Annotated in this window: 6 protein-coding genes; 4 read left to right on the top strand and 2 right to left on the bottom strand. The window is 65.9% G+C overall.

The features are described 5' to 3' along the window. Positions 1-1537 (top strand): aminotransferase class I/II-fold pyridoxal phosphate-dependent enzyme (locus Q0S71_RS05940; RefSeq protein WP_295992800.1); only part of this gene is annotated, 1537 nt, incomplete at its 5' end. A gap of 49 nt (positions 1538-1586) precedes the next feature. On the opposite strand, the gene Q0S71_RS05935 is transcribed toward Q0S71_RS05940, so the two are convergent. Beyond that, complete coding sequence (locus tag Q0S71_RS05935; RefSeq protein WP_295992799.1) at positions 1587-2498, bottom strand: intradiol ring-cleavage dioxygenase; 912 nt, start codon at positions 2496-2498, stop codon at positions 1587-1589. A 158-nt stretch (positions 2499-2656) separates the two neighbouring features. Next, positions 2657-3214 (bottom strand): Spy/CpxP family protein refolding chaperone, encoded by a 558-nt coding sequence (locus Q0S71_RS05930; protein WP_295992796.1) that lies wholly within the window; start codon positions 3212-3214, stop codon positions 2657-2659. Positions 3215-3428: 214 nt separating this feature from the next. On the opposite strand from Q0S71_RS05930, the gene Q0S71_RS05925 reads away from it, so the two are divergent. The 3 genes from Q0S71_RS05925 to Q0S71_RS05915 are packed head-to-tail and all read left to right on the top strand — an operon-like array spanning position 3429 to position 5671. Then, positions 3429-4118 carry a response regulator transcription factor gene (locus tag Q0S71_RS05925; protein ID WP_295992794.1) on the top strand — a complete coding sequence of 230 codons (690 nt, stop codon included), beginning with the start codon at positions 3429-3431 and terminating at the stop codon, positions 4116-4118. A gap of 3 nt (positions 4119-4121) precedes the next feature. Then, entirely contained in the window at positions 4122-4754 is a 633-nt protein-coding gene (locus tag Q0S71_RS05920; RefSeq protein WP_295992792.1) for a hypothetical protein, read from the top strand. Next, entirely contained in the window at positions 4688-5671 is a 984-nt protein-coding gene (locus Q0S71_RS05915; protein ID WP_295992789.1) for an ATP-binding protein, read from the top strand. The genes Q0S71_RS05920 and Q0S71_RS05915 overlap by 67 nt, the downstream gene beginning before the upstream one ends. Positions 5672-5772 lie beyond the last annotated feature (101 nt).

Below are 5772 nucleotides of genomic sequence, written 5' to 3'. Positions count from 1 at the left end.
CACCTCGACGTCGAACAAGATGGTGTGGCACTCGACGGTCGCTCCCGGCGACATCGTCGTGGTCGACCGCAACTGCCACAAGTCCATCCTGCACTCGATCATCATGTGCGGCGCCATACCCGTGTTCCTGATGCCGACCCGGAATCACCTCGGCATCATCGGCCCGATCCCGCTGGAAGAATTCACGCCCGAGAGCATCGCCCGCAAGATCGAAGCCAATCCCTTCGCGCGCGAAGCCGTGAACAAGAAACCGCGCATCCTGACCATCACGCAGTCGACCTACGACGGCGTGATCTACAACGTCGAGACGCTGCGCGAAATGTTGGACGGTAAGATCGACACGCTGCACTTCGACGAAGCGTGGCTGCCGCACGCCACCTTCCACGATTTTTACAAGGACATGCACGCCATCGGCAAGGATCGTCCGCGCGCCAAGGAGTCGATGATCTTCTCGACCCAGTCGACCCACAAGCTGCTCGCGGGCCTGTCGCAGGCATCGCAGGTGCTGGTGCGCGAATCGGAGACCGTCAAGCTGGATCGGGACGCGTTCAACGAAGCCTACCTGATGCACACCTCGACGTCGCCGCAGTATTCGATCATCGCCTCGTGCGACGTCGCCGCCGCGATGATGGAAGCGCCGGGCGGCCCGGCGCTGGTCGAAGAATCGATCATCGAGGCGCTGGACTTCCGCCGCGCGATGAAAAAGATCGACAACGAGTGGGGCAAGGACTGGTGGTTCAAGGTCTGGGGTCCGGACGAATTCGCCGACGAAGGCATAGGCTCGCGCGAAGACTGGATGATACGCGCCGAGGACGACTGGCACGGCTTCGGCAAGCTGGCGCCGGGCTTCAACATGCTCGATCCGATCAAGGCCACCATCGTCAACCCGGGCCTGTCGCTGGACGGTAAATTCGGCGAGACCGGGATTCCGGCGTCCATCGTCACCAAATACCTGGCCGAACACGGCGTCATCATCGAGAAGTGCGGGCTGTACTCGTTCTTCATCATGTTCACCATCGGGATCACCAAGGGCCGCTGGAACACGCTGTTGACGGCGCTCCAGCAGTTCAAGGACGACTACGACAAGAACCAGCCGATGTGGCGCATCCTGCCGGAATTCGCCGTCGCCAATCCGCGCTACGAAAAAATGGGCCTGCGCGATCTGTGCCAGCAGATCCACGATTTCTACAAAGCCTACGACGTCGCGCGCCTGACGACCGAGATGTATTTGTCGGACATGATCCCGGCCATGAAGCCGTCGGACGCTTTCGCCAAGATGGCGCACCGCGAAATCGAACGGGTGGCGATCGACGATCTGGAAGGCCGCATCACGTCGATCCTGCTGACGCCTTATCCGCCGGGTATTCCGCTGCTGATTCCGGGCGAGCGCTTCAACAAGACCATCGTCGATTACCTGCGCTTCGCGCGCGACTTCAACGAGCGTTTCCCCGGCTTCGAGACCGACGTCCACGGACTGGTCAAGCGTGAAGTCGACGGCAAGCGCGGTTACTTCGTCGATTGCGTGCGGCAGGCGTAAAAAAAGCGGCGCGGCGGCGCGGCACTTGGTGCTGCGCCGCCGCGCCGGATCAGGCGGCGACGCCGATGGTGAGCGTGACGACATAGCCGTCGCTGACGTTGCCGGTGACGGTGGCCATTTGCAGCGACGTGCCGTCGCTGAACACCATGTCGGTCGCGTAGCTGGTCTGCGCCAGGTTGGCCACGCTGGCGCTGTAGCCGGCGGTGGCGTAGACCTGGTTCAGCGTCGCCATCGGGAAGGTGAACTGGGTGGTCTTGATGCGGTTGGCGGCGCTGACGCTTTTCGCCAGCGATGGATACACTTCCAGGTGCACGTGCGGCATGCGGCCCGAATAGCAGGCCGGGAAGATAGACTCGAACGTGACGTTGCCGCCGCTGTCGGCCGCCTGCACGCCGCGCAGATAATTTTGCGTGGTGACGCCGTTCGAATACAGCGAGTAGTCGCCATCGCGGTCGCAGTGCCACAGATAGACCGCGTAGCCTTCGAGCGTGCTGCAATTGCCGCTGACGTTGACGATCTGTAGTTTGATCGTCAACGGCACGCCGGCCGCGACGCCGGCGGCGCCGTTAAAGCTGCTGCGGATATCGCTGCGGACCACGCCCGATAATGTCAGCACGTTGGCCACGCCGCTGCCGTTGCTGTTGGTGCCGTCGGCCGGATACGGGCCGCCGGTTTCTTCGGGAATGACCGAGCAGGCGCCGTTGGGCGAGGTAACGATGGTGCCGCTGCCGCTCGATGGCGGCGTGCCTGTGGCGGCGCCGACGTCGATGACCGGCGCTGTCGTGCTGGCGGCGGTGCTGGCGGTCGAACTGCCGGACTCGCCGCCGCAACCCAGTACCGGCAGCGTGGCGGCGCCGGCCAGCAGCCAGCGCAGCGACTTCCGCCGGTTGCCGGCGAGGTTAAGCATTGCGTCAAGGTCGGCCGCGAGGCTGTGATCGTGCGCTTCGTGATGTGACTTCATACAAACTCCAATAGATAAATCGCTGCCGCTATCGGCAGGAAGCCATATTTCATCAGGCTTCCTGTGTGGAGGCGTGCATCTCACACGGTGGCGTTGATGAGGGTTCCGCTGCTGCCGGTGCTGCTTGAGCTGTCGCTGACGCCTATCGAAAACGCGGCTCAGGGCTGTGGCGGATGGCCGGGATGATGTTGGTGCTGCTGCCGTTGCTGCTGATCGTCGGCCATCTGCTTGCGCTGCTCCGGCGTCAGCAGCGCCAGGATTTTTTGTTCGCTGCGCAGATGCTGGAGCATGATGTTGGCCATCGCCTGGGCGCCGGCCTGCGCCGACGCGATGGCCTTGGCGTCGTCATAGGCGCCGCCGTCGGACATCGCGCGCAACGCGGCGTGCGACTTCTCGGCCACCTTCGATTGATCGCGCAGGTACGGCGCTTCGGCATGCAAAATCGCGAACACCTTGTCCTGCTGCGCCTCGCTCAGTTCCAGGCCGCGCAGGAATGGCGGCGCGCCGTCGTCCATGCCGGGGCCGAAGAACGGCGCACCGTCATGCGGGCCATCGCCGCGCGGTCCATCGCCATCGCCATGGGGCGGCATGCCATCGCCGTGCGGCGGCGGCATCGGCGGCGGCGCGCCGTCATCGGCCCTGGCGAACAGCGGCAGCGCAGTGCGGCGGTCAGCATCAGCGTTAATACACGCGTCGATGCACACTTCGATATGCATTGCGGATTCAGTTTCATAGAGGGGATATCCCAGTGGTCTTATGGAGCGGCCATTGTGAAATCGATACGTGTAAAGCGCCGTTAGGCGAACGTAAAACGGTGTAAAGGCGGTGCCGGAAACGGCCCCACCGGCGCGTGTAAAAGCGCGTAAAAGCAGGCGGCGCGGGGCGCCGTTTTGTTATGATGGCCGCATCGCCACACTGATAAAGCACGCAATGAGCAAGGTACTGCTGATAGACGACGACGTAGAATTGGTCGGCATGTTCCAGGAATACCTGGAGCAGGAAGGCTTCGAGGTGAAGGCCGTGCACGACGGCGAGGCCGGCGCCGCCGCCGCGCTGAGCGGCCTGTATGCGATCGCCATTCTCGATGTGATGATGCCGCGCATGAACGGGCTCGAGACGCTGCGTCGCATCCGTGGCCGCAGCCAGCTGCCGATCCTGATGCTGACGGGGCGCGGCGACGACACCGACCGCATCGTCGGCCTGGAACTGGGCGCCGACGATTACGTGGCCAAGCCGTGCACGCCGCGCGAACTGACCGCGCGCATCCGCGCCATCCTGCGCCGCGCGCAGGGGCAATCGCGCGACGCTTCCGCCGCCAGTTCGCTGCAAGTGGGCCAGCTGGCCATGTGGCCGGAGCAGCGCCGCGCGACGTGGGCCGGCGCCGCGCTGGAATTGACCAGCACCGAATTCAATCTGCTCGAAGTGCTGGCGCGCCACGCCGGTAAGCCGGTCAGCAAGAACGTCCTGTCCGAGCAGGGACTGGGACGGCCGATGGCGCGCTTCGACCGCAACATCGACGTCCACCTGAGCAGCTTGCGCCACAAGCTGGGCACCATCGCCGACGGCCGCTCCTGCCTGCAAACCGTGTACCGCCTGGGCTACCAGCTGATTAAGGAGTAGCCCGTGGGCCGATTGTTCTGGAAGTTCTTCCTGTCGATTTTGCTGGCGCAGCTGGCCGCCACCGTCGGCATCGGCGGCGCCGTCTGGCTCAAGCACCGCGCCACGCCGCAGCAGCTGGCCACCATCGATCTCGATACCAGCCCGCCGGCCGAACTGGCGATCAACGCCTCGGCGGCGACGCTGGAATTCGGCGGGCCGAAGGCTTTGCGCGCGCTGCTCGGCACCATGGAGCGGCACCGCGTGTTCGTGGTCGACGATCAGGACCACGAGCTGCTGGGCCGCATCGTCACGCGCAGCATGCTGGTCGAGGCGCGCTATCTGCTCAATCAGGGCGGCGACGCACGCGTGGTGCGGCGCGTCACCGACGGCGACGGCAAGCGCTATCTCTTGTTCCTGCCATCGCGGGCGCACCAAAGCGGGATCGACGCTTCGTCGCCACGACCGCTGCTGGCGGGGCTGGCCGCCTCCGGTCCGGGGCCGCTGGACGCCGAGGGCGGCGGTCCCGGCGAACCGCCGCCGGGCGCGGACGGCGGTGGTCGCGGTGGGCCGCCGCCGGAGGGCGTCCCGGTATGGAGCCGCCGCCGGACGGCGGTGAGCATGGCGGACCGCCGCCCGGCCCGCGCTTCCAGCCACTGACGCCGTTCGTGCCGATTGCGGCCGCCGTCACCGCCAGCCTGTTGATGGCGGTGCTGCTGGCCTGGTATTTTTCGCGGCCGATCCGCGAGTTGCGGCTGGCGTTCGAGGCGGCATCGGGTGGCGACCTGGCGCCGCGCTTCGCCGGCATCGCGGGCAAGCGTGGCAGCGAACTCAATGACCTCGGGCGCGATTTCGACCGCATGACGGCGCGGCTGCGCAATCTGATCGACGGCCAGACCCGGTTGCTGCACGACGTATCGCACGAACTGCGTTCGCCGCTGGCGCGCCTGCAAGCGGCGATCGGCCTCGCGCACCAGCAGCCGGACAAGATGGCGGCGTCGATGGAGCGCATCGAGCGCGAAAGCGTGCGCATGGATCTGCTGGTGGGCCAGTTGCTGACGCTGGCGCGCCTGGAGGCCGGCGCGATCAGCGCGGCGCAGGAGGAGATCAGCATGGCCGACCTGCTCGACCAGATCGCCGACGACGCCAGCTTCGAGGCGGCGGCCCAGCGCCGCAGCGTGGTGCGCGAGGGCGAGGCCGATGTGCGCGTGATCGGCCAGGCCGATTTGCTGGGGCGCGCCATCGAGAACGTGGTGCGCAACGCCATCAAGCATAGCGACGACGGCGGCGTGGTGGAGCTACAGCTGCGCGCGGTGCCGGATGCGCGCCGGCTCTGCATCCGCGTGCTCGATCGCGGGCCCGGTGTGCCGGCGGCCGATCTCGATGCGATCTTCCAGCCGTTCTTCCGCGCCAGCGGCATGCATAAGGATATCGAGGGACACGGACTGGGACTGGCGATCGCGCAGCATGTAGTGCTGGCGCATGGCGGCAGCATCGCGGCCAGTAATCGGCCCGACGGTGGGCTGTGCGTGGAGATTGAACTGCCGGTGGCGCCGCAGCGCGCCGCGGCCAGATAAGGCGACCGCTAGTCGAGGTCGGGAACGGGAACGGGAGTATGCGGCGGCGCGGAAACCGGGGTCAGACCACGGTTTCGAATGAATCTCTCGAAACCGTGGTC

It is taken from the genome of Rugamonas sp., from assembly GCF_025354735.1.
Taxonomy (GTDB): domain Bacteria; phylum Pseudomonadota; class Gammaproteobacteria; order Burkholderiales; family Burkholderiaceae_D; genus Rugamonas.
Note: the sequence above shows the minus strand (reverse complement) of the source record. Positions and strands in the feature narration are given on the sequence as shown.